The following is a 26,978-nucleotide window of genomic DNA, read 5'->3' as shown; positions in this document are numbered from 1 at the left end:
CCGCCGATGCTTGAACAGTACGTCAAAAAGATCCTCACCTCGCGCGTTTACGACGTTGCCGTAGAAACTCCGTTGCAGACCGCCCGTCAGCTCTCCGAGCGGCTGGGTAACAAGGTCTGGCTCAAGCGTGAAGACTTGCAGCCGGTGTTCTCGTTCAAGATTCGCGGCGCCTACAACAAGCTGACCCAATTGAGCAGCGAGGAGCGTGCACGCGGCGTGGTTACGGCCTCGGCGGGCAACCACGCTCAAGGCCTCGCCCTGGCAGCCAAGGTGCTGGGGGTGAAAGCCACCATCGTGATGCCCAAAACGACGCCGGAGATCAAGGTCGAAGGCGTACGCTCCCGTGGTGGCAAAGTAGTGCTGCATGGCGATTCCTTCCCGGAAGCCCTGGCCTATTCGCTCAAGCTGGTCGACGAAAAAGGCTACGTCTACATTCACCCCTACGATGATCCACACACCATTGCCGGGCAGGGCACCGTGGCGATGGAGATTTTGCGCCAGCACCCAGGGCCTTTGGATGCGATTTTCGTTCCGGTGGGCGGCGGCGGGCTGATCGCCGGTATCGCGGCGTATGTGAAATACCTGCGCCCGGAGATCAAGATCATCGGCGTCGAGCCAGACGACTCCAACTGCTTGCAAGCCGCCATGGCTGCGGGCGAGCGCGTGGTGTTGCCGACGGTTGGGCTGTTTGCCGATGGTGTGGCGGTGGCGCAGATCGGCCAGCACACTTTCGATATCTGCAAAGACTATGTCGATGAAGTGATCACCGTGAGCACCGATGAAATCTGTGCGGCGATCAAGGACATCTACGACGACACCCGCTCCATCACCGAGCCTGCGGGCGCGCTGGGTGTGGCCGGTATCAAGAAATACGTGGAGACCCGTGGCGTCACCGGGCAAACCCTGGTGGCCATCGACTCCGGCGCCAACGTCAACTTCGACCGCCTGCGCCATGTGGCCGAGCGCGCCGAGTTGGGTGAAGGCCGCGAAGCCATCATCGCCGTGACCATCCCCGAGAAACCGGGCAGTTTCAAGGCGTTTTGCGAGGCCGTGGGCAAGCGCCAGATCACCGAATTCAACTACCGCTTTCACTCCGGCAGCGAGGCGCACATCTTTGTGGGTGTGCAGACCCATCCCGATACCGACCCGCGCAGCGCGCTGATTAGCAGCCTGACCGATCAGGGCTTCCCGGTGCTGGACCTGACCGAAAACGAACTGGCCAAGCTGCACATCCGCCATATGGTCGGTGGCCATGCGGCGCACGTCAGCAATGAAGTGGTGTTCCGCTTCGAGTTTCCGGAGCGTCCGGGGGCCTTGTTCAACTTCCTGCACAAACTGGGCGGGCGCTGGAACATCTCGATGTTCCACTACCGCAACCACGGTGCGGCAGATGGCCGTGTCGTCGCTGGCCTGCAAGTGCCGGCTGACGAGCGTCACCTGGTGCCGGCCGCGCTGGAAGCCATTGGCTACCCGTACTGGGATGAAAGCGATAACCCGGCCTACAAGCTGTTCCTCGGTTGAGCGACTACGCTTGGGGTGCGGCCTCTAAGGAAGACGAGACATGGAAACCCTGATCACCCTGAAAGTTATCCACATCGCGGCCACTGTGGTGCTACTGCTCAGCGGCCTGGGCCTGGCGCTGTTGGCCTGGCGCAAACGCAGTGTCGGGCCGGCCGTGACGGTTCAGCGCCCGTGGGTGTTCGTGTGGTTGTTGATGGGCATTTGCGTGGTGAGCATGCCGTTTACCGGCTGGTGGCTGGTGCACTTGGTTGGCTGGCCACTGGGGCAGACCTGGATTTTGGGTTCCAGCATCCTTTATACCGTGGCGGCGCTGGCGTGGTTTTGGTTGGTGGCGCGGCTTAATCGGTTGCGCAAGGGCGAGGGCGGTAGCCTGAATTTCACGCTGGTGTTGGCGGTGGTCAGCCTGGTGGGGTTTGTGGCGATTGCGGGGCTCATGGGTGCCAAGCCGGTTTAAGGCTTGGGACCGCGTCGCCTGCATCGGGGGCAAGCCCCCTCCCACACCTGATCGGGTTCACAAGGTCAAAATGTGGGAGGGGGCTTGCCCCCGATAGCTTTATCAGCTGCGCAGTGTAATCACCGGCCACCCACGCTTCTCAGCCTCAGCCCGCAAATTCGGGTCCGGGTCTACCGCCACTGCATGCGTCACCTGCTCCAACAGCGGCAAGTCATTCATCGAATCGCTATAGAAATAGCTGTCTTCCAGGCTATACCCCGTCTCTTCCAGCCACCGATTCAAACGCGTCACCTTGCCCTCACGGAAGCACGGCACATCCGTGCTGCGCCCGGTGTAGCGGCCGTTTTCCATTTCACATTCGGTAGCGATCAGGGTTTCCACGCCCAGGCGCTCGGCAATCGGCGCGGTGACGAAACGGTTGGTGGCGGTGATGATCACCAGCTTGTCGCCGGCGGCGCGGTGTTTCTCCAATAGCTCCACGGCCAGCGGCAACATCAGCGGCTCGATGCAGTCGCGCATAAAATCACGGTGCCACTCGTCCAGTTGGGCCATCTCGGTGCGGCCGAGGATTTCCAGGCTGAAGTTCAGGTAGGCGGCGTTATCCAGCTTGCCGGCCAGGTAGTCCTGGTAGAACTCGTCGTTGCGAGCCTTGTAGGCAATCGGGTCGAGGATCCCGCGTTCACAGAGGTAATCGCCCCAGGCGTGATCGCTGTCACCGCCGAGGAGGGTGTTGTCCAAGTCGAATAAAGCCAGGCGCATTGCAGTTACTCGCTGAAAAGTCTGTAAAAAGGCGTCCAGAATACGGTCTTTTCACAAGAGTGCACATAAGGTAAGAACCCTCGTTGCCGCTGGAACAACCTTTGTGGAACAATGCGGCGACATGCGTTTGCGAGGTTGTTGCCGTGATCGACCCCGATGGTTTCCGTCCTAATGTCGGGATTATTCTTACGAATGATGCCGGACAGGTGCTATGGGCTCGCCGAATCAACCAAGATGCCTGGCAGTTTCCTCAAGGCGGAATCAACCCCGATGAAACCCCTGAAGACGCCTTGTACCGTGAGTTGAACGAAGAAGTCGGCCTTGAGCGCGAAGATGTGCAGATTCTGGCCTGTACCCGTGGCTGGTTGCGCTATCGTTTGCCGCAACGCCTGGTGCGTACCCACAGCCAACCGCTGTGTATCGGCCAGAAGCAGAAATGGTTTCTCCTGCGCCTGATCTCCAACGAGCAGCGGGTGCGGATGGATTTGACCGGTAAACCGGAGTTCGATGGCTGGCGCTGGGTCAGCTATTGGTACCCGTTGGGCCAGGTGGTGACATTCAAGCGCGAAGTGTATCGTCGCGCGCTCAAAGAGCTTGCCCCGCGCCTTTTAGCGCGCGACTGACGACGGAGTTCGACCCCGAGCCATGCTCAATACGCTGCGCAAGATCGTCCAGGAAGTTAACTCCGCCAAGGATCTCAAGGCGGCGTTGGGGATTATTGTGTTGCGCGTCAAGGAAGCCATGGGCAGTCAGGTCTGCTCGGTTTACCTGCTGGACCCCGAGACCAACCGTTTTGTGCTGATGGCCACCGAGGGCTTGAACAAGCGCTCGATCGGCAAGGTCAGCATGGCGCCCAATGAAGGTCTGGTGGGCCTGGTGGGGACGCGTGAAGAACCCCTCAACCTTGAAAACGCGGCCGATCACCCGCGTTATCGCTACTTTGCCGAAACCGGCGAAGAGCGCTACGCCTCGTTCCTCGGTGCGCCGATCATTCACCACCGCCGCGTCGTCGGCGTGTTGGTCATCCAGCAGAAAGAGCGCCGCCAGTTCGACGAGGGTGAAGAAGCGTTCCTCGTGACCATGAGCGCGCAGCTCGCGGGCGTTATCGCCCACGCCGAAGCCACCGGCTCGATTCGCGGCCTGGGTCGCGAGGGCAAGGGCATCCAGGAAGCCAAGTTCGTCGGCGTGCCGGGTTCGCCAGGTGCGGCGGTCGGTACGGCGGTGGTCATGCTGCCCCCGGCAGACCTGGACGTGGTGCCGGACAAAACCGTCAAAGACATTGACGCTGAAATCAAACTGTTCAAGACCGCCCTGGAAGGCGTGCGCGCCGACATGCGCAACCTGTCGAACAAGCTGGCCACGCAACTGCGCCCCGAAGAGCGTGCGCTGTTCGACGTGTACCAGATGATGCTCGACGACGCGTCCCTGGGTAACGAAGTCAAGACCGTGATCAAGACCGGCCAGTGGGCACAGGGCGCATTGCGCCAAGTGGTCACCGATCACGTCAACCGCTTCGAAATGATGGACGACGACTACCTGCGCGAGCGCGCCTCGGATGTGCGCGACCTGGGTCGCCGTCTGTTGGCCTACTTGCAGGAAGACCGCACCACCAACATGGTCTTCCCCGACAACACCATTCTGGTCAGTGAAGAGCTGACGGCTACCCAGCTTGGCGAAGTGCCAGAAGGCAAGCTGGTGGGCCTGGTCTCGGTGCTCGGTTCGGGTAACTCCCACGTTGCGATCCTGGCCCGTGCCATGGGCATCCCGACGGTGATGGGCCTGGTGGACCTGCCGTACGCCAAGGTCGATGGCATCGACATGATCGTCGATGGCCATCGCGGTGAAGTGTTCACCAACCCAAGCGACGTGTTGCGCAAGCAATACGCCGAAGTGGTTGAAGAAGAGAAGCAACTGGCGCTGGGCCTGGATTCACTGCGTGAACTGCCGTGCGTGACCACCGACGGCCACCGCGTGCCGCTGCTGGTCAACACCGGCCTGCTGGCCGACGTGGCCCGTGCGCAACAGCGTGGCGCCGAAGGCGTGGGGCTGTACCGTACCGAAGTGCCGTTCATGATCAACCAGCGTTTCCCGAGCGAGAAGGAGCAGCTGGCGATTTATCGCGAGCAACTGCAGGCCTTCCACCCGTTACCGGTGACCATGCGCAGCCTGGATATCGGCGGCGACAAGTCACTGTCGTATTTCCCGATCAAGGAAGACAACCCCTTCCTGGGCTGGCGCGGCATTCGCGTGACGCTCGACCATCCCGAAATTTTCCTGGTGCAGACCCGTGCCATGCTCAAGGCCAGCGAGGGTCTGAACAACCTGCGCATCCTGCTGCCGATGATCTCGGGCACCCATGAGCTGGAAGAAGCGCTGCATTTGATCCACCGCGCCTGGGGCGAAGTGCGCGACGAAGGCGCCGACGTACCGATGCCGCCGATTGGCGTGATGATCGAAATCCCGGCGGCGGTGTACCAGGCCAAAGAGCTGGCACGGCAGGTGGACTTCCTGTCGGTGGGCTCCAACGACCTGACCCAATACCTGCTGGCCGTGGACCGCAACAACCCACGGGTGGCCGACCTCTATGACTACCTGCACCCGGCGGTGCTGCAAGCCTTGCAACACGTGGTGCGTGACGCCCATGCCGAAGGCAAGCCGGTAAGTATCTGCGGCGAAATGGCCGGCGACCCGGCAGCGGCGGTGCTGTTGATGGCGATGGGCTTTGACAGTCTGTCGATGAACGCTACCAACTTGCCAAAAGTGAAGTGGATGCTGCGTCAGGTAAACCTGGGCATGGCCAAGGATTTGCTGGCGCAGTTGATGACCATCGACAACCCGCAAGTTATCCACAGCTCGTTGCAATTGGCGCTGAAGAATCTGGGGCTGACGCGGATGATCAACCCGGCCTCTGCCAAAACCCTTTAGACCGCGTCGCCTTCATCGCAGGCAAGCCAGTTCCCACACTTGGAATGCATTCCCCTGTGGGAGCCGGGCTTGCCCACGATAGCGGTCGATCAGGCACCGCTAAATCGTCAGTTCCACTTCGCCAAGCCGCCCACCATGCGGCCCAAAACTACGCTCCACCATCCTGCGCGACCCGTCGGCATTCACAATCAGCGCCGTACTCGCCCGCGTCCCATAACTGGGGCTGGCGATAAACACGCTGGATAACAGGCTCTCCGTCGCCAAACCCACGCCGGTATCGGGAAGCTCTGCAAACGGCGCGGTCTGCGGGTCACTCAAGATCTCCAGCAATGCCTCGGGCTGTGGATCATTCAACACCGCATCCAACGCCGCCTTAGCCTTGAGCAACTTGGGCCACGGCGTATCCAGCCCGGCATTCGACAACCCATACACCCCAGCCTTCAGGCGTGTCGGCTCCGTGTGGTTAGCGTTGTAGTGCCACAACTCATCTCTTGTGCCCACCAGCAGATTAAACCCGGCATATTCAATCGAACGGCCATTAACGTCGGCCAAATAGTCGTCAATCGGCAGGGTTCCATTGAGAAAACGCGCCACCAGTTCACCGCGTGACTTGCGTGCCGGTGGCTGGTGCGGGTCGCGGATATTGGTCAAGGCGGCGAAGCGCCCGTCGGCGTTCACCCCCAACCAGGTGCCGCCCGCTTCCTGATCGCGACCGGCATAGACCTCGGGCGCATCCAGCCACTGGGCCAGCGGCAGGCTGGGGCGAGCGTAGAACTCATCACGGTTGGCCGCGACGATCAGCGGTTGGGCATGGCCCGGCCGCCAGGCAAAAACAATCAGGCACATCAGGCGATTCCCTTTTGTGGTTTTGCCCACTCTACCGGCAGGCCTTGCACAGTATCCAGTTGGGTCGCATGCCTTCCATCCGTTAACATGCCGGACTTGAATCGGGGGCTCCCATGGAATTTCTGCTGTATTTGGCGCTGGGCGCCTGTGCAGGCGTGCTCGCCGGGCTATTCGGCGTGGGCGGCGGGATCATCATCGTGCCGGTGCTGGTGTTCAGCTTCACCTTGCAGGGCTTCGACCCGCAGGTGCTGACTCACCTGGCTGTGGGCACGTCCCTGGCGACCATCATTTTTACCTCCGTCAATGCCGTGCGCGAGCACCATCGGCGTGGCGCGGTGCGTTGGCCGATTTTTGTGTGGATGACCGTGGGTATCCTGATCGGCGCAGGCTTCGGCGCGCTGACCGCTGAGGCGATTTCTGGCCCCAACTTGCAGAAAATCATCGGTGTGTTTGCCCTGGTGATCGCCGTGCAACTGGCCCTGGAGGTCAAGCCCAAGGCCAGTCGCACAGTGCCGGGCAAGGTCGGGTTGACCCTGGCGGGTACGGTGATTGGCTGGGCCTCGGCGATTTTCGGCATTGGCGGCGGCTCGCTGACGGTGCCGTTCCTGACCTGGCGCAGTGTGCCGATGCAGCAGGCGGTCGCTACGTCTTCGGCCTGTGGCTTGCCGATTGCCGTGGCCAGTACATTAAGTTTCATGATTCTGGGCTGGCATGACCCGCTGCTGCCCGCTCATAGTCTAGGGTTCGTGTATTTGCCGGCGCTGCTGGGCATTGCCCTGACCAGCATGGTGTTCGCCCGCTTCGGCGCGCGCCTGGCGCATCGGTTGTCGCCGCGGTTGCTCAAGCGCTTGTTCGCCGGGCTGCTGTTCTGTGTCGGCATAAACTTTTTGTTGTAATGCAGGCTTAATCACGGCCGGGCATGGTCCGGTCGCTATCACGAATGATTTAACGAGGAGTCGCAATGCTGCCTTACCCGCAGATCGACCCGGTGGCCCTGGCCATCGGTCCGCTGAAAATCCACTGGTACGGGTTGATGTACCTGATTGGCATCGGCGGTGCCTGGTTCCTGGCGTCCCGTCGCTTGAACCGTTTCGACCCGACCTGGACCAAAGAGAAACTCTCCGACCTGATTTTCTGGTTGTCGATGGGGGTGATCGTCGGCGGGCGCCTGGGGTATGTGTTGTTCTACGATCTGTCGGCGTACATCGCCAACCCAACGCTGATCTTCGAAGTCTGGAAGGGCGGCATGGCGTTCCACGGCGGGTTTATCGGCGTGATGATCGCCGCCTGGTGGTTCGGCCGTCGCAATGGCAAGTCGTTCTTCCAACTGATGGACTTTATTGCACCCATGGTGCCAATCGGCCTGGGCGCCGGGCGTATCGGCAACTTCATCAACGCCGAGTTGTGGGGCAAGCCGACCGACGTGCCGTGGGCCATGATCTTCCCGCCGTTCAGCGACCCGGCGCAATTGCCGCGCCATCCGTCGCAGCTCTACCAATTCGCGTTGGAAGGCGTGGCGCTGTTCCTTATCCTCTACATCTTCTCGCGCAAGCCACGCCCCACCATGGCGGTGTCGGGCATGTTCGCGCTGTTCTACGGCATCTTCCGCTTTATCGTCGAGTTCGTGCGCGTGCCGGATGCGCAGCTGGGCTACCTGGCGTTTGGTTGGGTGACGATGGGGCAGATCCTCAGCCTGCCGATGATCCTCGGTGGCTTGGGCTTGCTGTGGTGGGCGTACAATCGCCCGCAACCTTTGAAGAACACCGCGCTTTAAATTCGAATGCCGAGGTCTGCGGATCTCGGCTTCAAACGATACGGGTAAACCAATGAAGCAATATCTCGAACTACTGAACGACGTCGTGACCAATGGCTTGACCAAGGGCGATCGCACCGGCACCGGCACCAAGGCCGTGTTTGCCCGTCAGTATCGGCATAACTTGGCCGACGGCTTCCCGCTGCTGACCACCAAGAAGCTTCACTTCAAAAGCATCGCCAACGAGCTGATCTGGATGTTGAGCGGCAACACCAACATCAAGTGGCTGAATGAAAACGGCGTAAAAATCTGGGACGAATGGGCCACCGAAGACGGTGACCTGGGCCCGGTGTACGGCGAGCAGTGGACCGCCTGGCCGACCAAGGACGGCGGCAAGATCAACCAGATCGACTACATGGTCGAGACGTTGAAGACCAACCCCAACAGCCGCCGCATCCTGTTCCACGGCTGGAACGTCGAGTACCTGCCCGACGAAACCAAGAGCCCCCAGGAAAACGCCCGCAACGGCAAGCAAGCCCTGCCGCCGTGCCACCTGCTGTACCAGGCGTTCGTGCATGACGGTCACCTGTCGATGCAGTTGTATATCCGCAGCTCTGATGTGTTTTTGGGCCTGCCGTATAACACCGCGGCGCTTGCGTTGCTTACCCATATGCTGGCGCAGCAGTGCGACCTGATCCCTCACGAGATCATCGTTACCACTGGCGATACCCATGCGTATAGCAACCATATGGAACAGATCCAGACCCAGCTGGCGCGCACGCCGAAGAAGCTGCCGGAGTTGGTGATAAAGCGTAAGCCTGCGTCGATCTATGACTACAAGTTCGAAGATTTCGAAATCGTCGGCTATGACGCTGATCCGAGCATCAAGGCTGACGTGGCGATCTAGAGGCCACCTCGATCAAAATGTGGGAGGGGGCTTGCCCCCGATAGCGGTCTGTCAGTTGATATATATCCAGCTGACCCACCGCCATCGCAGGCAAGCCAGCTCCCACAGTTTGATTCGGTTTTCACCCAAGATTAGTGGCCGTGGCTCCTGCCCACATGCGACGGCTCTGCCTCACTGGCCGCCACACTGCCGCTAACCTCCAACCGCTGCAAAATCCCGCATTCCGGCCCACCACCACAGAGCTGGCGCAGGTCAATCAATTGCTCCTGCAACGCCAACAGGCCATCGATCCGCGCTTTCACATGGTGGATATGCTCGTCGATCAACGCATTCACGCTTTCGCACTGATCTTGCGGGCTGTCGCGCAACCCCAGCAGGCTGCGGATTTCCTCCAGTGTCATGTCCAAACTGCGGCAGTTGCGGATAAAGATCAGCCGCTCGGTATGCGCCTGGGTATACACGCGGTAATTGGCCTCGGTGCGTGCCGGGGGTGGCAGCAGGCCTTCCTTCTCGTAATACCGGATGGTTTCCACCGCGCAGTCAGTCAGTTTGGCCAGTTCGCCGATCTTCATCGCAGCAATCTCCAAATGGGTGCTTGACCCTATAGTGGCTACAGGGTCTTTACTTGGCAACAGGCACCTTTACGGACGCGACACTATGAACGACTCCATTCATACCCAGCAAAAACTGAAGCCTGTGCATAATCACGATCATGCCGGCGCGTGCTGTTCCGGCACCCCGTCCCCGGCGGTGGTGATACTGAGCGAGGCGCCCACCGCCGGCGCGCGCTTGAGCACCTTTCGCATCGAAGCCATGGACTGCCCCACCGAGCAAACCCTGATCCAGAACAAACTGGGCAAGCTTGCTGGCGTGCAGCAACTGGAATTCAACCTGATCAACCGCATCCTTGGCGTCACTCACGACTTGCCAAGCACCGCGCCGATCATCGAGGCGATTAAATCCATCGGCATGCAGGCCGATCCCATCGAAGAAGGTTCCCCGGCCGCAGCGCCACCCGCCAAGAAGCATTGGTGGCCACTGGCGTTGTCCGGTGTGGGCGCCTTGGGTGCCGAAGTGCTGCATTTCAGTGGCGTAGCACCAACCTGGGTGATTGCCGTGGTGGCGCTCATCTCGATTTTCAGTGGCGGTCTGACCACCTATAAAAAGGGCTGGATTGCCCTGAAAAACCTCAACTTGAACATCAACGCCTTGATGAGCATCGCGGTCACTGGCGCGGTGCTGATTGGTCAGTGGCCGGAAGCGGCGATGGTGATGTTCCTGTTTACGTTGGCCGAATTGATCGAGGCCAAATCTCTGGACCGTGCGCGCAACGCTATCAGCGGCCTGATGCAGATGGCGCCCGAGCAGGCGACCGTCAGGCAGGCTGATGGTTCGTGGGTTGAAACAGAGGTTAAAAACATCGAACTTGGCGCCATCGTGCGGGTAAAGCCCGGTGAGCGCATCGGCCTGGACGGTGAAGTCACCGCTGGGCAATCCACCATCGACCAGGCGCCCATCACGGGCGAGAGCCTGCCGATTGAAAAGACCGTGGGTGATAAAGTCTTCGCCGGGACCATCAATCAGGCCGGCTCGCTGGAGTACAAAGTCACCGCAGCGGCAAACAACTCAACTCTGGCGCGCATCATTCATGCGGTGGAGCAGGCCCAAGGTTCCCGAGCGCCGACCCAGCGATTTGTCGATAGCTTTTCAAAAATCTACACCCCTGCTGTATTCCTGTTTGCCTTGGGCGTGGCGTTGATCCCGCCGCTGTTCATGGCTGGCGTGTGGTTCGACTGGATCTATCGCGCCCTGGTGTTGCTGGTTGTGGCCTGCCCTTGCGCGCTGGTGATTTCTACCCCGGTCACCATCGTCAGCGGCCTGGCGGCAGCGGCGCGCAAAGGCATCCTGATCAAGGGCGGTGTGTACCTGGAGGGCGGCTACAAGCTCGACTACCTGGCCCTGGACAAGACCGGCACCATCACCCACGGCAAGCCGGTGCAAACCGATTACCTGGCACTGTTCCCCAACGTCGAAGACAGTGCAGCGGCGTTGGCTGCCAGTTTGGCCGCGCGTTCCGATCACCCGGTGTCCTTGGCCATCGCCAATGCGGCTGTGGATAAAAACCTGCCAACCCATGTTGTGGATAACTTCGAAGCCCTGGCCGGTCGCGGGGTGCGTGGTGATATCAACGGCCAAACCTATCACCTGGGCAACCACCGCCTGGTGGAAGACCTGGGCCTGTGCTCGCCGGAACTGGAAGAAAAACTCTTCGCCCTGGAGAAACAAGGCAAGTCTGTGGTGTTGCTGCTCGACACATCCGGCCCACTGGCGTTGTTCGCCGTGGCCGATACCGTCAAGGACAGCAGCCGCGAAGCCATCTCACAACTGCACGAGCTGGGCATCAAGACGCTGATGCTTACCGGCGACAATACCCACACCGCCCAGGCGATTGCGGCTCAGGTTGGCATCGATCAGGCTCGGGGTGACCTACTGCCCACCGACAAGCTGCAAGCCATCGAGGGCCTCTACAGCCAAGGCCACCGCGTCGGCATGGTCGGCGACGGCATCAACGACGCCCCCGCCCTGGCCCGCGCCGAGATCGGCTTTGCCATGGCCGCTGCCGGCACCGACACCGCCATCGAGACCGCCGACGTGGCGTTGATGGACGATGATTTGCGCAAGATTCCGGCATTCATTCGGTTGTCGCGACAAACGTCGAGTATCCTCAAGCAGAACATCGCCCTGGCGTTGGTGACCAAAGCGGTCTTCCTTGCTATCACCTTCCTGGGTATGGCCACTATGTGGATGGCGGTGTTTGCCGACATGGGCGTGAGCCTGCTGGTGGTGTTCAATGGCCTGCGCCTGTTGCGCAAATAGACGAAGAGAGACGGGTGTGCTGAGTGCCGAGTTGAAAGCTTTTTTCATGGTCGCCCGCCTGGGCAGCATCACCCAGGCGGCGAAGAAACTCGGCCTGAGCCAGCCCACGGTGACCACCCAGATTCGTAATCTTGAAAGCCAATACGGCGTTGAGCTGTTCTACCGTGGCGGGCGCCGCCTCACCGTCAGTGACGAGGGCGCGCGCCTGCTGCCGATGGTCAAGGCGCTGTTGCAGCAGGAAGCGGATATCGAGTTTTTCTTGCGCAACAACGGCCAGGTCCAGGGCGCATTGAGGATTGCCGCGACGGCGCCGTATTACATCCTCGATCTGGTCAAAGCGTTTCGTGAGCGGTTGCCGCAGGTGGACGTCTCGGTAGAAATCGGGAACTCCCAGCAGGTGCTCGAAGCGCTGGATGATTACCGCGTCGACGTTGCTGCATCCTCCCAACTGCTGGAAGACCCGCGCCTGATCCGCCGCGTGCTGGGCACCGACCCGCTGGTGCTGGCGGTGCATCGCAACCATCCCTTGGCCAAGCTCGACCACGTGCCGCTCAGTGCGTTGGCTGGGCATACCTTGTTGATGCGCGAAGCCGGCTCGACCACGCGGCGGCTGACCGAAGAGATGTTGCAGGGCGCCAATGTGAGTTATGGGCCGCTGCTGGAAATCGGTAGCCGCGAGTCGATTCGTGAGGCGGTGTTGCGCAATATCGGTATCAGTATTATTGCGCGTCAGGAAGTGCCCCATGACCCGCAGTTAAGGGTGTTGACCATCGAGAATGCGCCGCAGATTGCGGAGTATCTTTATTGCCTCAAGGAAAGAAAGGGCGCTCGGTTGCCGGCGGCGTTTCTGGGGTTGGCGCAGGAAATGTCGCCGATCTGAAGGGGTGGGTGGCTTTTCTGGCCTCATCGGGGGCAAGCCCCCTCCCACATTTTGACCGTGTGAACCCAATCCAGTGTGGGAGGGGGCTTGCCCCCGATAGCAACGGCCTAGACACCACACCTCTAAGGCCCCAACCAAAATCCACCAATACCACTATCACGCCCTTTTGCCTTCCTGCCACACCCGCGACGCATTCCCTCCCTAGCATGGCCTTCATCAGTTCGATGAGGTGCCCCCATGAACACTACCCTGACCCAACCCGGTGCGCCGATGAAGGTGCGCAATGTGCAGAAACGCTTCGGCGCCTTTACCGCGCTGGACAACGTCTCCCTGGACGTCGCCGCCGGCGAGTTGGTGTGCCTGCTGGGCCCGTCCGGCTGCGGCAAGACCACCTTGTTGCGCTGCATCGCCGGCCTTGAACGTCAGGACAGCGGCGAACTTTACCTGGGCGATCGCGATGTTTCCCGGCTGCCGCCACAGGCGCGGGACTACGGCATTTTGTTCCAGTCCTACGCGCTGTTCCCCAACCTCACGGTAGAAGCCAACATCGGCTACGGCCTCACCGGCAGTGGCCGCGATGAAGTGCGCAAGCGTGTCGGCCAGATGCTGGAGCTGGTGGGCTTGGTGGGCAGTGAAAAGAAATACCCCGGTCAACTCTCCGGCGGCCAACAACAACGCGTCGCTCTGGCCCGAGCCCTGGCCCCTGCGCCTTCGTTACTGCTGCTGGACGAACCCATGTCGGCCCTCGACGCCCGCGTACGTGAGCATCTGTGCACCGAGTTGCGCCAACTGCAACGGCGCCTGGGCATCACCACATTAATGGTGACGCACAACCAGGACGAAGCCATGTTGATGGCTGACCGAATTGCCGTGATGAACAACGGCAAGGTCGAGCAATACGCCACGCCCCAGGAGATCTACGACCGCCCGGCCACCCCGTTCGTGGCGGAGTTTGTCGGCCAGGGCAACTGGTTGCCGTTCAGCCGCAACAGCGCCAGCCACGCCCAGGTCGGCGGGATGAACATGCGTTTGGCCGATGATGCCGGGGTGGCTAAATCAGGTCGCCTGTTCTGCCGCCCGGAAGCCATCAGCATTAACCCGCCGGTGCATGAAGAAAACCTGTTCCCGGCCAAGGTGCGTGAGATCACCTTTCTCGGCAACCGCTGCCGCATGAGCTTTGAGCTTGAGCAACTGCCCGGTCATCCGCTGCTGGCCGAGGTGGCCCCGGAGGCCATGCCGCGCCTGGGTGCCCAAGACATCTGGGTCGCCTTGCCGCCGCGCAGCCTGCAGGTGTTTGCCTGAGATGGCCGCTGTCATGACATTGCCCGCAGCGCGTCAGGTGTCCCGCGCCGAGCTGGGTGACCGACTCTTTGTGGTCGGCGGCAAACTGCTCTGGCTGTGCCTGCTGGGCATCGCCGTACTGCTGCCGCTGCTGGCGATCTTCTGGCGCGGGTTCAGCAGTGATGCCGGGCAGGGTGGCGGCCTGGTCGCTGCACGGGAGCTGCTGGCCAGCGCCAACTTTCACTGGCTGCTGGGCAATAGCCTGAAGGTTTCCCTCAGCGTTGCCGCCATCGTCGTACCGCTGGCCTATCTGTTTGCCTACGCCCTGCAACGCACGCTGATCCCTGGCAAGGCGATTTGGCGCGGGCTGTCGCTGCTGCCGCTGATGGCGCCGTCGATGTTGCCGGGCATTGCATTGGTGTACCTGTTTGGCAACCAGGGCCTGTTGCGCGGTTTGCTCTCGGAGAATATCTACGGTTTCTGGGGCATCGTGTTGGGCGAAGTGATCTACACCTTCCCACACGCCCTGATGATTCTGCTGTCGGCCCTGTCCCTGGCGGATGCGCGCTTGTTCGACGCTGCATCGAGCATGGGCGCCAGCCCCGCCCGGGCGTTTCGCAGCATCACCTGGCCGGCCACGCGCCAGGCGGTGTTCGCGGCATTTTGTTTGGTGTTCACCCTGACCATTACTGACTTCGGTGTGCCTGTAGTGGTCGGCGGGGATTATCAGGTGCTGGCGCTGGAAGCCTACAAGGCGGTGGTCGGTCAACAACAGTTCGGTCGCGGTGCGTTGATCGGCATGGTGTTGCTGCTGCCGGCGCTGTTCAGCTTTGGTGTGGATGCCTGGCTGCGTCGCCGTCATGGCGACTCCATGAGCGGCCGCGCCCAGGTATTCCAGCCGGTGCCATCGCGCTTAAGGGATGGTTGCTACCTGGCCATCGTCCTACTGATCTGCGCCATATTGCTGCTGGTGTTCGGCATGGCGGTGTACTCATCGCTGGTGAAATTCTGGCCGTACAACCTGTCGCTGTCCCTCAACCATTACCAGTTCGAAGACACGGCTGGCGGCGGCTGGTTGGCCTATCGCAACAGCTTGACCATGGCCCTGTGTACGGCGTTGATCGGCAGCGTGCTGATCTTCACCGGTGCCTATCTGATGGAAAAGACCAAGGGCCAAAAAGGCCTGAACCTGGCCCTGCGCATGCTCAGCTTCGTGCCGATGGCCGTGCCGGGGTTGGTGCTGGGCCTGGGCTACGTGTTCTTTTTCAACCTCAACGGCAACCCGCTGCATGTGTTTTACGGGACCATGACCTTGCTGGTGGTGTGCACCATTGCGCACTATTTGACCACCGCCCAGATGACCGCCACCACGGCACTTCGTCAATTGGACGCCGAGTTCGAAGCCGCTGCGCTGTCGCTCAAGGCGCCGCTCTACCGCCATTACCTGAAAGTGACGGTGCCAATTTGCCTGCCGGCGCTGCTGGACATCGTGCGCTATCTGTTTGTGTCGGCGATGACCACCGTCTCTGCCGCGATCTTCCTCTACAGCCCCGACACCATCCTCGCCGCCGTCGCCGTGTTGAACATGGACGACGCCGGCAACGTGGGCGGCGCGGCGGCCATGTCCACCCTGATCCTGTTCACTTCAGCCGGCGTCTCGCTGCTGCTGGCGTGGGCTTCACGTGGCGCGTTGCGCCGCTCCCAAGCCTGGCGCCAAAGCGCGCCCGGCCAATAATCCCGATAGGAGGTGTTCCATGTTCAAGCCCCTGGCGCTGGTCGCTGCCGTACTGTCTGCATTCAGCCTGAATGCCTTCGCCAAGACCGACCTCACCGTGTACACGGCCCTCGAAGCCGAGCAATTGAAGACCTACAAGCAGGCGTTCGAAAAGGCCAACCCAGACATCGAGATCAAGTGGGTGCGCGACTCCACCGGCATCATTACCGCCAAGCTGTTGGCCGAGAAAGACCGCCCGCAAGCCGACGCCGTGTGGGGCCTGGCGGCGTCCAGCCTGGCGATTCTCGATCAGCAGGGCATGTTGGATACCTACGCACCGAAGGATTTGGACAAGATCGGCAAAAACTACCGTGACCCGGCCAACCCACCGGCTTGGGTCGGCATGGATATCTGGGCCGCCACCATCTGCTTCAACACCGTCGAGGCCGAAAAACAGGGGCTGACCAAGCCGGTGAGCTGGCAAGACCTCACCAAGCCTGAGTACAAGGGCAAGATCGTCATGCCCAACCCCGCGTCTTCAGGCACGGGCTTTCTGGATGTAAGCGCCTGGTTGCAGACCTACGGCGAGAAGCAAGGCTGGCAGTACATGGACGACCTGCACCAAAACATCGGCCAGTACGTTCACTCCGGCTCCAAGCCGTGCAAGTTGGCGGCCTCGGGTGAGTTCCCGATCGGGATTTCGTTTGAATACCCCGCCGTGCAGTTGAAGCGCCAGGGCGCGCCACTGGACATCATCCTGCCCAAGGAAGGCCTGGGTTGGGATATTGAAGCGACTGCCATCATCAAGGGCACGGCCCATGCCGATGCGGCGAAAAAACTCGCCGACTTCTCGGCAAGCCCCGCTGCGATGGACTTGTACAAAGACAACTTCGCGGTGCTGGCGCAGCCGGGTATTGCCAAGCCACAGACTGAATTGCCGGCCGATTATGAGCAGCGCTTGATCAAGAACGACTTTGCCTGGGCGTCGAAGAACCGCGACAGCATTTTGGCTGAGTGGCGTAAGCGGTATGACGGCAAGTCCGAGAAGGTGGCCGGTCAGTAAGTTTTTCGTTAGGGCTACTGGCCTCATCGCAGGCAAGCCAGCTCCCACATTGGAATGCGTTTCCCTGTGGGAGCTGGCTTGCCTGCGATAGCGGTCTCGAGTACAGGACATCACTCCATGACACAACACTGCGACCTACTCATTGTCGGCGCCGGCATCCTCGGCCTCTCCCACGCCTATGCCGCCGCCAAACGCGGCCTCAAGGTCAAGGTCTTCGAACGCAGCGCCACACCGCTGGGCGCTTCGGTGCGCAATTTCGGCCAGGCCCTGGTTACCGGCCAACCCCCTGGCCCGATGCTCGACCTGGCCAGGGAAAGCCGCGGCATCTGGAGCCACTGGGCCCAGGTCGCCGGCCTGCAACTCAAGCGCAACGGTTCATACCTGTTCGCCCGCACCGAAGCCGAAGAGCATCTGCTGGAAGCTTTCTGCGCCGGGCGCGCCATCGAGCACGGCTACAACGTCGAGCTGCTGCAAGGCGCGGCGATGAAGGATTTGTACGCCGGCCAGTTCCGTCATCATCGCGCCGCGCTGCATGGCCACGACGATCAGCAACTGTATTCACGCGAAGCGATCCCGGCGCTGGTCCACTACCTTCGTAATGAACTGAACGTGGAGTTTCACTTTTCCACCTTGGTGCGCGACGTCGAGCCGGGCCTTGTAAACACCACGGCAGGCACCTTTCGCGGCGAACAAATCATCGTCTGCTCCGGCCACGATTACCAAACCCTGCTGGCCGATGCGATGGCCAAACTCAACCCGAGTATTTGTCGCCTGCAAATGCTGCGTGCTCGGCCAGCGCTCAATCTCAACCTGCAACACGCCTTGCTGACCGGCCTGAGCTGTGTGCACTACGGTGCCTTCGCCGACCTACCGGAAGCTGTGCCCGTGCAAGCACAAATCCTGCGTGAAGCACCGCATTTGCATGAGCACGGCATTCACCTGCTGATCAGCCCGACGCCCCATGGCGACCTGATCATCGGCGATTCCCACGATTACGGCAGCGATGCTTCGCCGTTCAACGCCGAGCAGATCGATGACTGGATGATCGAGCTGGCCGAACAGACCCTGGGTTGCAAGATCCAGGTGGTGGAACGCTGGCAGGGTGTGTATGGCTCGCGTGGGCCAGCGCCGTTTTCGTTCCTGCGTGTGGCACCTGGGGTGAGCGCCGCGTTGATGCATACCGGCGTGGGCATGAGCGTGGGCCCGGCGATGGCGGAGCGAAATATCACTGCATTGTGGGGCGTAGCGTGATGAGCCCGGAACAGGCGATTGCCCAAGTGTTCGGCTTGTACGAGCAGCACGGCGCGGCGGATTACATCGGCGAGCCGGTGTCGCAGATTGAGCATATGTCCCAAGCCGCGCAACTGGCGATGGCTGAAGGCTTTGATGATGAAGTGGTGTTGGCGGCGTTTTTCCACGATATCGGGCACCTTTGCGGCGAGGGCGGCGAAAACATGGGCGGCTTTGGCGTGGTCAGCCATGAACGGTTGGGGGCGGATTATTTGCGTCGCGCAGGCTTCAGTGAACGCATGGCCAAACTGGTGGAATATCACGTACAAGCCAAGCGCTACCTGACCTTCAGCCAGCCTGACTACTACGCGCGCCTGAGCGAAGCCAGCCGCCGTACCCTGGCTTACCAGGGCGGCGTGATGAGCGCCGAGCAGGCCCGGGCTTTCGAACAAGACCCGCTGTGCGCCGTGAGTTTGCGCATGCGTCATTGGGATGAGCAGGCCAAGCAAATGCACGTGCCCGTTTTGGATTTGCAGCTGCTCAAGGCCAAGGCTGCGCGGCTACTGGCGGTGTAGACACACCCTACGACCAACGCAGATTCGCCATCTGGAGGCGAGGGGCGCGCGTCATTAAGGTGCTTGCTTCTTACTTTAAGGAGCAACACTGATGCGCTACTTGAAAGCCTCCGCCCAGGGCAAGGACTGCAAGGGCTCCGCTGATACCGTCATTTTGCAGTTTTACCAACATCATTCCGACTGCCCCGATGAGCTGATGTACGAAGTCATCGGTGTGGTTACCGGCACGGATGGTGCCTTTGTTGAATTGCAACTGGGTGATGTCGCACCTGAAGCGCTGGACATGGATAAACACCAGATCGAGGCACTCGCCACCAGCTTTTTGAAGCTCAACTGGTTCAACGCGGCTAACCATCGGCAGCGCACGCTGACCCTTTATGCCGATCATTTCGGTAAAACCGGGCGCCCGAATGCGCTCAAGCTGGATTTCCACGAGAGCACGGTAGCGGGTGGCAAAGCGTCGCTGGTCTACACGGCGGCCGGTTATGACGGTGACAGCGATGGGGTATTGGAGTCGTTTACTAACGGTGATGTCGACCGCAATGGGGTGGCCGACAATGCAGATAAAGAACTGATCCGCTCGCTCTGCACCGCGTTCTTGAAGTTAGCGTGGTTTGATCTGAATACCTGTCGCTCTTGGTCAAGGCAGGAGGTTCCATGCGTTATTTAAAAGTCACTGCACATGACCTGGTGGGCATTGGTCGCGCCAACCTGGTACGGCTTCAGTTTTATCAGGGCAGCCCGAGCGAAACGGACAAATTGGTCGATGAGGCCGTGGCCTATGATTTCACCGCAGACGGCAGAGTTGATTACAGTCGCGGTGATGTCACCCATGACGGTAAGGAAAACCTTCTCGATAAAAGGGTACTCGACCGGTTCGCCAATACGTATTTGAAGCTGAATTGGTATAACCGCGGGCCCGCTTTGACGCGCTACATGAAGATTTTTTCCGAAGATTTTTATAAAGACGGCACGCCCGACACTGTGCGGCTGCATCTACATAAAGAGGCAGGGGGCGGCAAGTCGAACACCCAGGTCGCGTGGCACGCCGCGTATGACTTCGACAATGATGGGACGCTGGAGTGGAACATCCATTTCGATATAAACCATGATGGTTTGATCAATGACGTTGACCAGCAATTGGTCCAGCAACTCGCCGAACTCTACCTGCAGTTCAACTGGCACGAGCCTGAAACCTTTGAGGTCAAGGTCGTCGATATTCCAGCGTCTTAAACGGCAATGACTGGCCTACGGTAGAGCTGTCTAAATGTCTGGGTTTTTACAGAGAAAGAGCTGATGCGTTATTTGAAAGTTGTTGTGAAGGATCAGAGCGGGAATGCTCAAGCGGATACCGTGAACCTGTTTTTTATTCAGCGCAGCCCGTCGCTACCCGATGAGCTTGTGCGCACTGCGACAGCCGTTGATGTCACCGCTAATGGCCTGGTCGACTATCAAATCACCGGAGACATAAATGGCAATGGCGTCTCGGGCGAGCAGGACAGGTCACTGTTGAAGCAATTTGCTAACAATGTATTGAAAGTCAACTGGCTTGGCCGGCCCTCTGCACCGTTTCGCTCGATAAATATGTATGTCAGCCGCTTCGACACGGCCACAAAGCCTATCGAAGTCCGATTGGATTTTTATCAGAATGAGAAACCCATGAACGGGAAAGACACACTGATGTTTAGCTTTACCGCGAGTGAAACTGTCACGAAGGGGAATATGGAGCTGGGCGAGGAGGTGATCGCCCTTGATGAGTTCGACACAGAGGATCGAAATGCCCTACAGAACATGATCAGCTTCTATTTGAGGTTTAACTGGCAGTAATTTTCGGCGCGCGTAGGTTCGTTGCTGACCGGATAATCGTTGAGTCGTCAGCCACGTTATTACTGATATTCAAATGGGCATTAATCCGCCAACTCCCAGAGGGCTTCAGCCAGCTGTTCAACTTGCTCCTGGCGCTCAGCTTGATTCAGTTTGGGCGTGAAATTGAGGGACGACCATTGCGGATGAGCGCGGGCTTTGTGCAGCGCGCCCGGCAATTTGCCCTCGCGCCAGGTTTTGTCCTGGGGTGTGTCGACCTTGATGCTGTGCATCGCCGCGTGGCCGCGCAGGCTCAGAGCCTTGAGCAACTGACGTTGGCGCAGGGCGAGCAGGCGCAGCACGCTGTCGTCGACGGTCAGCTCGCGGTGACCTTTGATCTTGCCCAGCAGGCGGCTGCCATAGCTGCGGGCGGTTTGCAGGGCGCCACCGGCAATCGCGCCAGCCAGGGCGGCGGCGCCGAGGGTCAAGCCGCCCACCAATAGATCCACTCCGGCACCGGCGGCTGCGCCTGCGGCGATTCCTCCGCCGACGCGCACACCGAGTTGCTTGAGGGTTTCGGGGTTGAACAGGTCGTCGCCCCAGCGGCCGTCCAGTAGCGGCAAGTCGCTGGCGGCGGCATCTTGGGGGCGGAAGCCGTACAGTTTGAGCAACGCTTCTACACACTTTTGTTCGCGCTGGCGCACCGCCTTGCGCAAATCGCCGATGGCTTGCTGCTCATCTTCGGTGACCACACTACGACGGCACGCGGCGCAGTCGATCAACAGCTCGGCGATCAAGCGTGCGGCGCTTTGCTGGCGCGTCTGGCGCTGGGCCTCTTGGTCAAGTATCAAACGCTCCAACTGCGGTCGGGCGGTTTCCAGCAGCAGGGCCAGGCTTTCATACAGCCGCCGCTCGCCGTCTTGCGGCGGTGCAACGCTGTCAAAACGCACCAGCGCATGCAGGCCGAGGCGGGCCAGGGCTTCGCGCCAGTCCGGTTCGCGGTGGTCGCTGCTACTGACGAAGTTGAGCACCGGCAGCAACGGCTTGCCGCAGCTGGCCAGCACTTGCAACTCGTCGCGATATTTGGCCAGCACCGGCTCGCGGGCGTCGATCACATACAGGCCGGCGTCCGAGGCCAGCAGTTGGCGCAGCACCTTGGCTTCCTGCTCGAAACGCTGGCGGGCCTCGCTGCCTTCGAGAAAGCGAGCCAGGCGGGCCGGGCCATCGAGACGTTCGCCGGGGCGATCCAGGCGTTCGAGGTAATCGAGCAGGGCGATGGCATCTTCCAGGCCGGGGGTGTCGTACAGCTCCAGCAAGGCTTCGCCGTCCACCGACAAGCGCGCACCTTCGACATGCCGCGTGGTGCTGGGGCGGTGGGAGACTTCACCGAAGCCTACGTCACGGGTCAGGGTGCGCAGCAGCGAGGTCTTGCCGACATTGGTATGGCCGACCACGGCGAGTTTCAGCGGTTTAGTCATGTCCGGTCTCCAGCCAGTTCAGCGGCGCGCAGTCGGCGTAGGGCAGCTCCAGCTGTTGCAGGGCGGCGTGCCAGTCGCCCAGGCGTTCGGCGTCCAGCGCCTGGCCGGTTGGCGCTTGCAGCAGCCACACGCGGGTTTCGCTGGCGCTGCGGGCGAGTTCGGCGATCAGCGCCAGGCTGCCGCGATCCGGCGAGCGACGTGGGTCGCAGGCGATAGCCAGGCGGGCGGGCGGGAAGCGCGTGAGTTGTTCCAGCAGTTTGTTGCGCGACTCACGGCTGTCGAGGATGCCCGCGTTCTTCACGCTGGCGGGCAGCTTGGGCGGCCAGGCGTGCTGGTCGTCCAGTTCGATGGCCACCAACAGGGCGCCGTCGCTTTCCAATTCACTGACGCCGCCGCTGACGTGGTGCAACTGCTCGGGCGCGGCATCGTTGACCCCGAGACGCTCGCTGCTCGGCATCAGGCGTTCGCGCAATTGGCTGTAGCCGGGCAGGTTGAGGTCCAGGCGCAGGGCGGCGCGCCCGCGTTTCCAGCGCCACAGGCACAACAGGGCGAGGATCAAGCGAGGCAGCACGCCATACACCAGCAGCACGCCCACCAACCAGGCAGCCCAGGCCTGGCGGGCACTTTCGATATTCAGGGCAGTATCGCCGCTGGCGCGGATCATCTCGACGGTCGGCACGTTGAACCCCAGCAGGGCGGGCAGGGTGCCCAGCGCTTGAGTCGCGGCAACAAAGGTATCGGCGCCAAGAATGGTGGTTTCCCACACAAAGCCGTAGCGACGGGTGGCGAGTAGCGTAAGCAGAATCACCATGGCGCTGAGCAACGCCAGCAACCACAGGCTGTTAACCAGCACACCCACGGCCCAGCGGTTGAGTTTTTGCCGTTGCAGCAGCAGTAAAAGCGCCGGGGCCAGCTGTGCAGCCTTGGCATCACGGGCGAGTTTTTCACTGAGCCACAACCACAAGCGGCCCAGGCTGGCGCCGTGTTCGCCGGCAAACAGCAAACCAAGTGCCCAACTGATCAGCAGAATCAGATTCAACCCGAGCAAGCTGCCGAGCGCCCAGAACACATTCACCGGGGCCTGGCCGTTACCTAGCGCGGCAAAGGCCAGGCCAGCGCCGCTGATCACCGCGACGATTGCCAACAGCACCAGCGCAAGGCGTGCACCTTGCAGCCAGCGGGTGAGGGCGCCGGTCAGCCCGTCACGCTCGGCCAGGTGCAAGGCGCGCCGTTGAATGCGCGTCGGCAAGTCGCCCCCGGCCGTGCGGGCCAGGCGGTTGGCTTCCAGGTCTTCCAGCGGGCCTGCGTGTTCTTCGCGCAGGCGCACGGTTTCTGTCAGCCAGAGTGTGTGCAGAGGAGTCACGCGTTGTCCTGTTGTGTTTGTGAGCCTGGAGCATAACCCCTGTGAGGCTGTTTAGTGCACGCTGCGCGTGGCAGGGGGCTCTGGTATTCTCGTCGCCATGAAAAAAACTCTCCCTTTAAGCCTGATCGCAGCCCTCGGTGAAAACCGCGTGATCGGCGTCGACAACAGCATGCCCTGGCATTTGCCGGGGGATTTCAAATATTTCAAGGCCACCACCCTCGGCAAGCCGATCATCATGGGGCGCAAGACCTGGGATTCCCTGGGCCGACCATTGCCGGGGCGCTTGAATCTGGTGGTCAGCCGTCAGACCGATCTGGTGCTTGAAGGTGCGGAAGTTTTTCCGTCGCTGGAGGCTGCGGTCGAGCGCGCTGAGGAATGGGCGCTGGAACAGGGCGTGGATGAGCTGATGCTGATCGGCGGCGCGCAGTTGTATGCGCAGGGGCTGGAGCAGGCGAATCGCCTGTATTTGACGCGGGTGGCGTTGAGCCCGGACGGGGATGCGTGGTTTCCGGAGTTTGATTTGAACCAGTGGAAGCTGGTGTCGAATGTCGAGAACGCGGCTGAGGGCGACAAGCCGGCGTACAACTTTGAAGTTTGGGAAAAGGCTTAAAAGCATCGGGAGCAAGCCCCCTCCCACATTTTGACCGTGTGAACCCGATCAAGTGTGGGAGGGGGCTTGCCCCCGATAGCGGTCCATCAGGCCTGCGCTAACTCAGCATGCTCATCGGCCTCCAACAACGCCTTATCCGTCTGCCCCATGATCTGGCTGGTAATCGCCCCGGCCGTCATCGAACCGTTCACGTTCAGCGCCGTACGGCCCATGTCGATCAGCGGCTCCACCGAAATCAGCAGCGCCACCAGTGACACCGGCAAACCCATGGCCGGCAGCACGATCAGCGCCGCAAAGGTCGCACCGCCGCCCACGCCGGCAACACCGGCCGAACTCAAGGTCACAATCGCCACCAGGGTCGCGATCCACAGCGGGTCCAGCGGGTTGATGCCCACGGTTGGCGCTACCATCACGGCCAACATCGCAGGGTAGAGCCCGGCGCAACCGTTCTGGCCGATGGTCGCACCAAACGAGGCGGCGAAACCGGCGATGGATTGCGGGATGCCCAAGCGGCGCGTCTGCGCTTCGATGCTCAGTGGGATCGCCGCCGCGCTGGAGCGGCTGGTAAACGCAAACGTCAGCACCGGCCACACCTTGCGGAAGAACCGCAGCGGGTTGATCCCGGCCAGCGACAGCAGCAGCCCGTGCACCACAAACATCAGGCCCAGGGCCAGGTACGACACCACCACAAAACTGCCGAGCTTGATGATGTCTTGCAGGTTGGAGCCGGCGACCACCTTGGTCATCAGCGCCAGCACACCGTAAGGCGTGAGCTTCATCACCAGGCGCACCAGACGCATCACCCAGGCTTGCAGGGTGTCGATGGCGTTGAGCACTTTCTGGCCTTTTTCCACGTCATCCTTGAGCAGTTGCAGCGCGGCAACCCCCAGGAATGCGGCGAAGATCACCACGCTGATGATTGACGTCGGCTTTGCCCGCGCCAGGTCGGCGAACGGGTTGGACGGCACGAACGACAGTAGCAACTGCGGGATATTCAGGTCGGCGACCTTACCTGCGTAATCGCTCTGGATCACTTGCAGGCGCGCCATTTCCTGGGTGCCGGCCACCAGACCCTCGGCGGTGAGGCCAAACAGGTTCGTCAGGCCGATACCGATCAATGCCGCAATGGCGGTAGTGAACAGCAGGGTGCCAATGGTCAGAAAGCTGATCTTGCCCAGTGATGCAGCGTTGTGCAGGCGTGCCACAGCGCTGAGGATCGAGGCAAATACCAGCGGGATCACGATCATTTGCAGCAATTGCACATAACCGTTGCCTACCAGGTCGAACCAACCGATGGAGGCCTTGAGCACCGGATTACCGGCGCCGTAGATGCTGTGCAAAGCGACACCAAAGGCCACGCCCAAGGCCAAGGCGAACAGCACCTTTTTGGCCAGGCTCCAATTTGTGCGGCGGGTTTGTGCCAGGCCCAGTAAAAGGGCCACGAACACCAGTAAGTTGAGAATCAGGGGCAGATTCATTGAAGCTCCGTAAGAGGCTGCCAATCGCGTGAGCCTGCGATTGCGAACCGGAAAGCCTAACAGCTTGATATCTAATGAATTAATAACAAGATGGAATGGCAACTGTCGTTTTTGGAATAAGGCTTTGGCGCTCAGGCGTATGCGGTTGGCGCGATCACGACGCAAGCGGTCGTGCTCGGGCGGTAACTGTCACAGGGATTTGTTAGCGTCGAGGTTTTTCACTCAGGGAGAAAATGCATATGAAGCTCGCTTCGAGAATGTTTGCCGCAGCACTGTGCTTGGGCCTCGCCGGCCAGGCCATGGCCGCCACCGAGTTGAAACACTGGCCAGCCCCGGCCGCCAAGCAACTGAACGAGATGGTCGCCGCCAACGCCAACAAGGGTAACTACGCGGTGTTCGACATGGACAACACCAGCTACCGCTACGACCTCGAAGAGTCCCTGCTGCCCTACATGGAAAACAAGGGCCTGATCACCCGTGACAGCCTCGACCCGTCACTCAAGCTGATGCCCTTCAAAGACACGGCCGACCACAAAGAAAGCCTGTTCAGTTACTACTATCGCCTTTGCGAAGTGGACGACATGGTCTGCTACCCGTGGGTTGCCCAAGTGTTCTCTGGCTTCACCCTCAAGGAACTCAAGGTCCAGGTGGATGAGCTGATGGCCTCCGGCAAGCCTGTGCCGGTGAGTTATTTCGAAGGCGACGCGGTGAAAAAGTCCGAAGTGCAGCCGCCAAAAATCTTCACTGGCCAACAGGAGCTGTACAACAAGCTGATGGAAAACGGCATCGAGGTGTACGTAATGACCGCCGCTTCCGAGGAACTGGTGCGCATGGTCGCCGCCGATCCCAAGTACGGCTACAACGTCAAACCCGAGAATGTCATCGGCGTGACCACCCTGCTCAAAGACCGCAAGACCGGCGAGCTGACCACCGCCCGCAAACAGATCGCCGCCGGCAAATATGACGAGAAGGCCAACCTTGGCCTGGAACTCACCCCGTACCTGTGGACCCCGGCGACCTGGATGGCCGGTAAACACGCGGCGATCCTCACCTACATCGACGAATGGAAAAAGCCGGTGATCGTCGGTGGTGATACGCCGACCAGCGATGGCTACATGCTGTTTCACGATGTGGACGTGGCCAAGGGTGGCGTGCACCTGTGGATCAACCGCAAGGACAAATACATGACCCAGCTCAACGGCATGATGGCCAAGCATGCGGCGGCGCAGGCCAAGGAAGGGTTGGCGGTGACGGCGGACAAAAACTGGGTGATCGTTAAGCCTGACGACATTCAGTAACACCGAGTCGCCCCTATCGCAGGCAAGCCAGCTCCCACATTTGATCGGGTTCACACGGTCAAAATGTGGGAGGGGGCTTGCCCCGATAGCTATCTCAGGAACACCACAAAACCCACAGCAAAAAATAGATATCAATTGCGAACAAATCTCATCCTCTGCTAGC

General features: G+C 60.6%; 25 protein-coding genes. 19 read left to right on the top strand and 6 right to left on the bottom strand.

Translation table 11 applies throughout. The annotated features are described in order from the left end of the window. The first annotated feature begins 6 nt into the window (after nucleotides 1–6). A complete protein-coding gene (gene ilvA, locus ICY20_RS07085) occupies nucleotides 7–1,521 on the top strand; it encodes a threonine ammonia-lyase, biosynthetic (RefSeq protein WP_159957875.1) in 1,515 nt (504 codons plus the stop codon). Nucleotides 1,522–1,561: 40 nt separating this feature from the next. Continuing rightward, complete coding sequence (locus ICY20_RS07080; protein ID WP_159957877.1) at nucleotides 1,562–1,975, top strand: DUF2269 family protein; 414 nt, start codon at nucleotides 1,562–1,564, stop codon at nucleotides 1,973–1,975. Nucleotides 1,976–2,077: 102 nt separating this feature from the next. Here ICY20_RS07080 and ICY20_RS07075 read toward each other — a convergent pair whose 3' ends face one another. Continuing rightward, a complete protein-coding gene (locus tag ICY20_RS07075; protein WP_159957879.1) occupies nucleotides 2,078–2,734 on the bottom strand; it encodes a histidinol-phosphatase in 657 nt (218 codons plus the stop codon). Between the two features lie 143 nt (nucleotides 2,735–2,877). On the opposite strand from ICY20_RS07075, the gene ICY20_RS07070 reads away from it, so the two are divergent. Both ICY20_RS07070 and ptsP read left to right on the top strand, forming a co-directional pair. Beyond that, entirely contained in the window at nucleotides 2,878–3,357 is a 480-nt protein-coding gene (locus ICY20_RS07070) for an RNA pyrophosphohydrolase (protein ID WP_003176750.1), read from the top strand. Nucleotides 3,358–3,379: 22 nt separating this feature from the next. Next, nucleotides 3,380–5,659: a phosphoenolpyruvate--protein phosphotransferase gene (gene ptsP, locus ICY20_RS07065; RefSeq protein ID WP_159957881.1), complete on the top strand. Its 2,280-nt coding sequence runs from the start codon at nucleotides 3,380–3,382 to the stop codon at nucleotides 5,657–5,659. 99 nt (nucleotides 5,660–5,758) lie between these two features. Here ptsP and ICY20_RS07060 read toward each other — a convergent pair whose 3' ends face one another. Continuing rightward, nucleotides 5,759–6,505, bottom strand: coding sequence for an NRDE family protein (locus ICY20_RS07060; RefSeq protein ID WP_159957883.1), 747 nt, complete (start codon nucleotides 6,503–6,505; stop codon nucleotides 5,759–5,761). Nucleotides 6,506–6,618: 113 nt separating this feature from the next. Between ICY20_RS07060 and ICY20_RS07055 the strand changes: the two genes are divergently transcribed. From ICY20_RS07055 to ICY20_RS07045, 3 genes are all read left to right on the top strand, one after another. After that, nucleotides 6,619–7,401, top strand: a complete 783-nt coding sequence (locus ICY20_RS07055; protein ID WP_159957885.1) for a sulfite exporter TauE/SafE family protein — start codon at nucleotides 6,619–6,621, stop codon at nucleotides 7,399–7,401. A 65-nt stretch (nucleotides 7,402–7,466) separates the two neighbouring features. Then, entirely contained in the window at nucleotides 7,467–8,279 is an 813-nt protein-coding gene (gene lgt / locus ICY20_RS07050) for a prolipoprotein diacylglyceryl transferase (protein ID WP_159957888.1), read from the top strand. 52 nt (nucleotides 8,280–8,331) lie between these two features. Further along, complete coding sequence (locus tag ICY20_RS07045; RefSeq protein ID WP_071485350.1) at nucleotides 8,332–9,165, top strand: thymidylate synthase; 834 nt, start codon at nucleotides 8,332–8,334, stop codon at nucleotides 9,163–9,165. A 131-nt stretch (nucleotides 9,166–9,296) separates the two neighbouring features. On the opposite strand, the gene cadR is transcribed toward ICY20_RS07045, so the two are convergent. Continuing rightward, nucleotides 9,297–9,737: a Cd(II)/Pb(II)-responsive transcriptional regulator gene (cadR, locus tag ICY20_RS07040; RefSeq protein WP_159957890.1), complete on the bottom strand. Its 441-nt coding sequence runs from the start codon at nucleotides 9,735–9,737 to the stop codon at nucleotides 9,297–9,299. Between the two features lie 85 nt (nucleotides 9,738–9,822). Here cadR and ICY20_RS07035 point away from each other — a divergent pair, with 85 nt between their 5' ends. From ICY20_RS07035 to ICY20_RS06990, 10 genes are all read left to right on the top strand, one after another. Next, nucleotides 9,823–12,042 (top strand): heavy metal translocating P-type ATPase, encoded by a 2,220-nt coding sequence (locus ICY20_RS07035; protein WP_194937215.1) that lies wholly within the window; start codon nucleotides 9,823–9,825, stop codon nucleotides 12,040–12,042. Nucleotides 12,043–12,058: 16 nt separating this feature from the next. Further along, nucleotides 12,059–12,922: a LysR family transcriptional regulator gene (locus tag ICY20_RS07030; RefSeq protein WP_159957894.1), complete on the top strand. Its 864-nt coding sequence runs from the start codon at nucleotides 12,059–12,061 to the stop codon at nucleotides 12,920–12,922. A gap of 237 nt (nucleotides 12,923–13,159) precedes the next feature. Beyond that, on the top strand, nucleotides 13,160–14,224 hold the full coding sequence (locus tag ICY20_RS07025) for a putative 2-aminoethylphosphonate ABC transporter ATP-binding protein (RefSeq protein WP_159957896.1): 1,065 nt from the start codon (nucleotides 13,160–13,162) through the stop codon (nucleotides 14,222–14,224). Between the two features lies 1 nt (nucleotide 14,225). Then, the gene (locus ICY20_RS07020) at nucleotides 14,226–15,938 is read left to right on the top strand and encodes a putative 2-aminoethylphosphonate ABC transporter permease subunit (protein WP_194937214.1); all 1,713 of its coding nucleotides are present in this window, start codon (nucleotides 14,226–14,228) and stop codon (nucleotides 15,936–15,938) included. A 19-nt stretch (nucleotides 15,939–15,957) separates the two neighbouring features. After that, entirely contained in the window at nucleotides 15,958–16,980 is a 1,023-nt protein-coding gene (locus ICY20_RS07015; RefSeq protein WP_159957900.1) for a putative 2-aminoethylphosphonate ABC transporter substrate-binding protein, read from the top strand. 117 nt (nucleotides 16,981–17,097) lie between these two features. Beyond that, nucleotides 17,098–18,231 carry a TIGR03364 family FAD-dependent oxidoreductase gene (locus ICY20_RS07010; RefSeq protein ID WP_194937213.1) on the top strand — a complete coding sequence of 378 codons (1,134 nt, stop codon included), beginning with the start codon at nucleotides 17,098–17,100 and terminating at the stop codon, nucleotides 18,229–18,231. Then, a complete protein-coding gene (locus tag ICY20_RS07005; protein ID WP_159957904.1) occupies nucleotides 18,231–18,785 on the top strand; it encodes a phosphonate degradation HD-domain oxygenase in 555 nt (184 codons plus the stop codon). The genes ICY20_RS07010 and ICY20_RS07005 overlap by 1 nt, the downstream gene beginning before the upstream one ends. Before the next feature lie 91 nt (nucleotides 18,786–18,876). Beyond that, entirely contained in the window at nucleotides 18,877–19,455 is a 579-nt protein-coding gene (locus tag ICY20_RS07000; protein ID WP_194937212.1) for a hypothetical protein, read from the top strand. After that, nucleotides 19,443–20,018 carry a hypothetical protein gene (locus ICY20_RS06995; protein ID WP_159957908.1) on the top strand — a complete coding sequence of 192 codons (576 nt, stop codon included), beginning with the start codon at nucleotides 19,443–19,445 and terminating at the stop codon, nucleotides 20,016–20,018. Before ICY20_RS07000 ends, ICY20_RS06995 begins: the two co-directional genes overlap by 13 nt. 63 nt (nucleotides 20,019–20,081) lie before the next feature. Next, complete coding sequence (locus tag ICY20_RS06990; RefSeq protein WP_159957910.1) at nucleotides 20,082–20,612, top strand: hypothetical protein; 531 nt, start codon at nucleotides 20,082–20,084, stop codon at nucleotides 20,610–20,612. 80 nt (nucleotides 20,613–20,692) lie between these two features. Here the strand turns inward: ICY20_RS06990 and ICY20_RS06985 are convergent, their stop codons facing one another. Continuing rightward, nucleotides 20,693–22,066, bottom strand: a complete 1,374-nt coding sequence (locus ICY20_RS06985) for a DUF3482 domain-containing protein (RefSeq protein WP_159957912.1) — start codon at nucleotides 22,064–22,066, stop codon at nucleotides 20,693–20,695. Then, on the bottom strand, nucleotides 22,059–23,429 hold the full coding sequence (locus ICY20_RS06980; protein ID WP_194937211.1) for a DUF2868 domain-containing protein: 1,371 nt from the start codon (nucleotides 23,427–23,429) through the stop codon (nucleotides 22,059–22,061). Before ICY20_RS06980 ends, ICY20_RS06985 begins: the two co-directional genes overlap by 8 nt. 97 nt (nucleotides 23,430–23,526) lie before the next feature. Between ICY20_RS06980 and ICY20_RS06975 the strand changes: the two genes are divergently transcribed. Then, nucleotides 23,527–24,039: a dihydrofolate reductase gene (locus ICY20_RS06975; protein ID WP_194937210.1), complete on the top strand. Its 513-nt coding sequence runs from the start codon at nucleotides 23,527–23,529 to the stop codon at nucleotides 24,037–24,039. Nucleotides 24,040–24,125: 86 nt separating this feature from the next. Here ICY20_RS06975 and ICY20_RS06970 read toward each other — a convergent pair whose 3' ends face one another. Next, nucleotides 24,126–25,517 (bottom strand): L-cystine transporter, encoded by a 1,392-nt coding sequence (locus tag ICY20_RS06970; protein WP_194937209.1) that lies wholly within the window; start codon nucleotides 25,515–25,517, stop codon nucleotides 24,126–24,128. Between the two features lie 239 nt (nucleotides 25,518–25,756). Here ICY20_RS06970 and ICY20_RS06965 point away from each other — a divergent pair, with 239 nt between their 5' ends. Beyond that, complete coding sequence (locus ICY20_RS06965) at nucleotides 25,757–26,815, top strand: haloacid dehalogenase-like hydrolase (RefSeq protein ID WP_194937208.1); 1,059 nt, start codon at nucleotides 25,757–25,759, stop codon at nucleotides 26,813–26,815. Nucleotides 26,816–26,978 lie beyond the last annotated feature (163 nt).

Source organism: Pseudomonas pisciculturae (assembly GCF_015461805.1).
Classification (GTDB): domain Bacteria; phylum Pseudomonadota; class Gammaproteobacteria; order Pseudomonadales; family Pseudomonadaceae; genus Aquipseudomonas; species Aquipseudomonas pisciculturae.
The sequence above is the reverse complement of the archived record's forward strand: the minus strand, read 5'-3'. Positions and strand labels throughout refer to the sequence as shown.

Bases quoted from the DNA above. Each gene is read 5' to 3' on its own strand.
- ilvA (WP_159957875.1), top strand. From the start codon at position 7: ATGCTTGAACAGTACGTCAAAAAGATCCTCACCTCGCGCGTTTACGAC.
- ICY20_RS07080 (WP_159957877.1), top strand. From the start codon at position 1,562: ATGGAAACCCTGATCACCCTGAAAGTTATCCACATCGCGGCCACTGTG.
- ICY20_RS07075 (WP_159957879.1), bottom strand. From the start codon at position 2,734: ATGCGCCTGGCTTTATTCGACTTGGACAACACCCTCCTCGGCGGTGAC.
- ptsP (WP_159957881.1), top strand. From the start codon at position 3,380: ATGCTCAATACGCTGCGCAAGATCGTCCAGGAAGTTAACTCCGCCAAG.
- ICY20_RS07060 (WP_159957883.1), bottom strand. From the start codon at position 6,505: ATGTGCCTGATTGTTTTTGCCTGGCGGCCGGGCCATGCCCAACCGCTG.
- ICY20_RS07055 (WP_159957885.1), top strand. From the start codon at position 6,619: ATGGAATTTCTGCTGTATTTGGCGCTGGGCGCCTGTGCAGGCGTGCTC.
- lgt (WP_159957888.1), top strand. From the start codon at position 7,467: ATGCTGCCTTACCCGCAGATCGACCCGGTGGCCCTGGCCATCGGTCCG.
- ICY20_RS07045 (WP_071485350.1), top strand. From the start codon at position 8,332: ATGAAGCAATATCTCGAACTACTGAACGACGTCGTGACCAATGGCTTG.
- cadR (WP_159957890.1), bottom strand. From the start codon at position 9,737: ATGAAGATCGGCGAACTGGCCAAACTGACTGACTGCGCGGTGGAAACC.
- ICY20_RS07035 (WP_194937215.1), top strand. From the start codon at position 9,823: ATGAACGACTCCATTCATACCCAGCAAAAACTGAAGCCTGTGCATAAT.
- ICY20_RS07025 (WP_159957896.1), top strand. From the start codon at position 13,160: ATGAACACTACCCTGACCCAACCCGGTGCGCCGATGAAGGTGCGCAAT.
- ICY20_RS07020 (WP_194937214.1), top strand. From the start codon at position 14,226: ATGGCCGCTGTCATGACATTGCCCGCAGCGCGTCAGGTGTCCCGCGCC.
- ICY20_RS07015 (WP_159957900.1), top strand. From the start codon at position 15,958: ATGTTCAAGCCCCTGGCGCTGGTCGCTGCCGTACTGTCTGCATTCAGC.
- ICY20_RS07010 (WP_194937213.1), top strand. From the start codon at position 17,098: ATGACACAACACTGCGACCTACTCATTGTCGGCGCCGGCATCCTCGGC.
- ICY20_RS07005 (WP_159957904.1), top strand. From the start codon at position 18,231: ATGAGCCCGGAACAGGCGATTGCCCAAGTGTTCGGCTTGTACGAGCAG.
- ICY20_RS07000 (WP_194937212.1), top strand. From the start codon at position 18,877: ATGCGCTACTTGAAAGCCTCCGCCCAGGGCAAGGACTGCAAGGGCTCC.
- ICY20_RS06995 (WP_159957908.1), top strand. From the start codon at position 19,443: ATGCGTTATTTAAAAGTCACTGCACATGACCTGGTGGGCATTGGTCGC.
- ICY20_RS06990 (WP_159957910.1), top strand. From the start codon at position 20,082: ATGCGTTATTTGAAAGTTGTTGTGAAGGATCAGAGCGGGAATGCTCAA.
- ICY20_RS06985 (WP_159957912.1), bottom strand. From the start codon at position 22,066: ATGACTAAACCGCTGAAACTCGCCGTGGTCGGCCATACCAATGTCGGC.
- ICY20_RS06975 (WP_194937210.1), top strand. From the start codon at position 23,527: ATGAAAAAAACTCTCCCTTTAAGCCTGATCGCAGCCCTCGGTGAAAAC.
- ICY20_RS06970 (WP_194937209.1), bottom strand. From the start codon at position 25,517: ATGAATCTGCCCCTGATTCTCAACTTACTGGTGTTCGTGGCCCTTTTA.
- ICY20_RS06965 (WP_194937208.1), top strand. From the start codon at position 25,757: ATGAAGCTCGCTTCGAGAATGTTTGCCGCAGCACTGTGCTTGGGCCTC.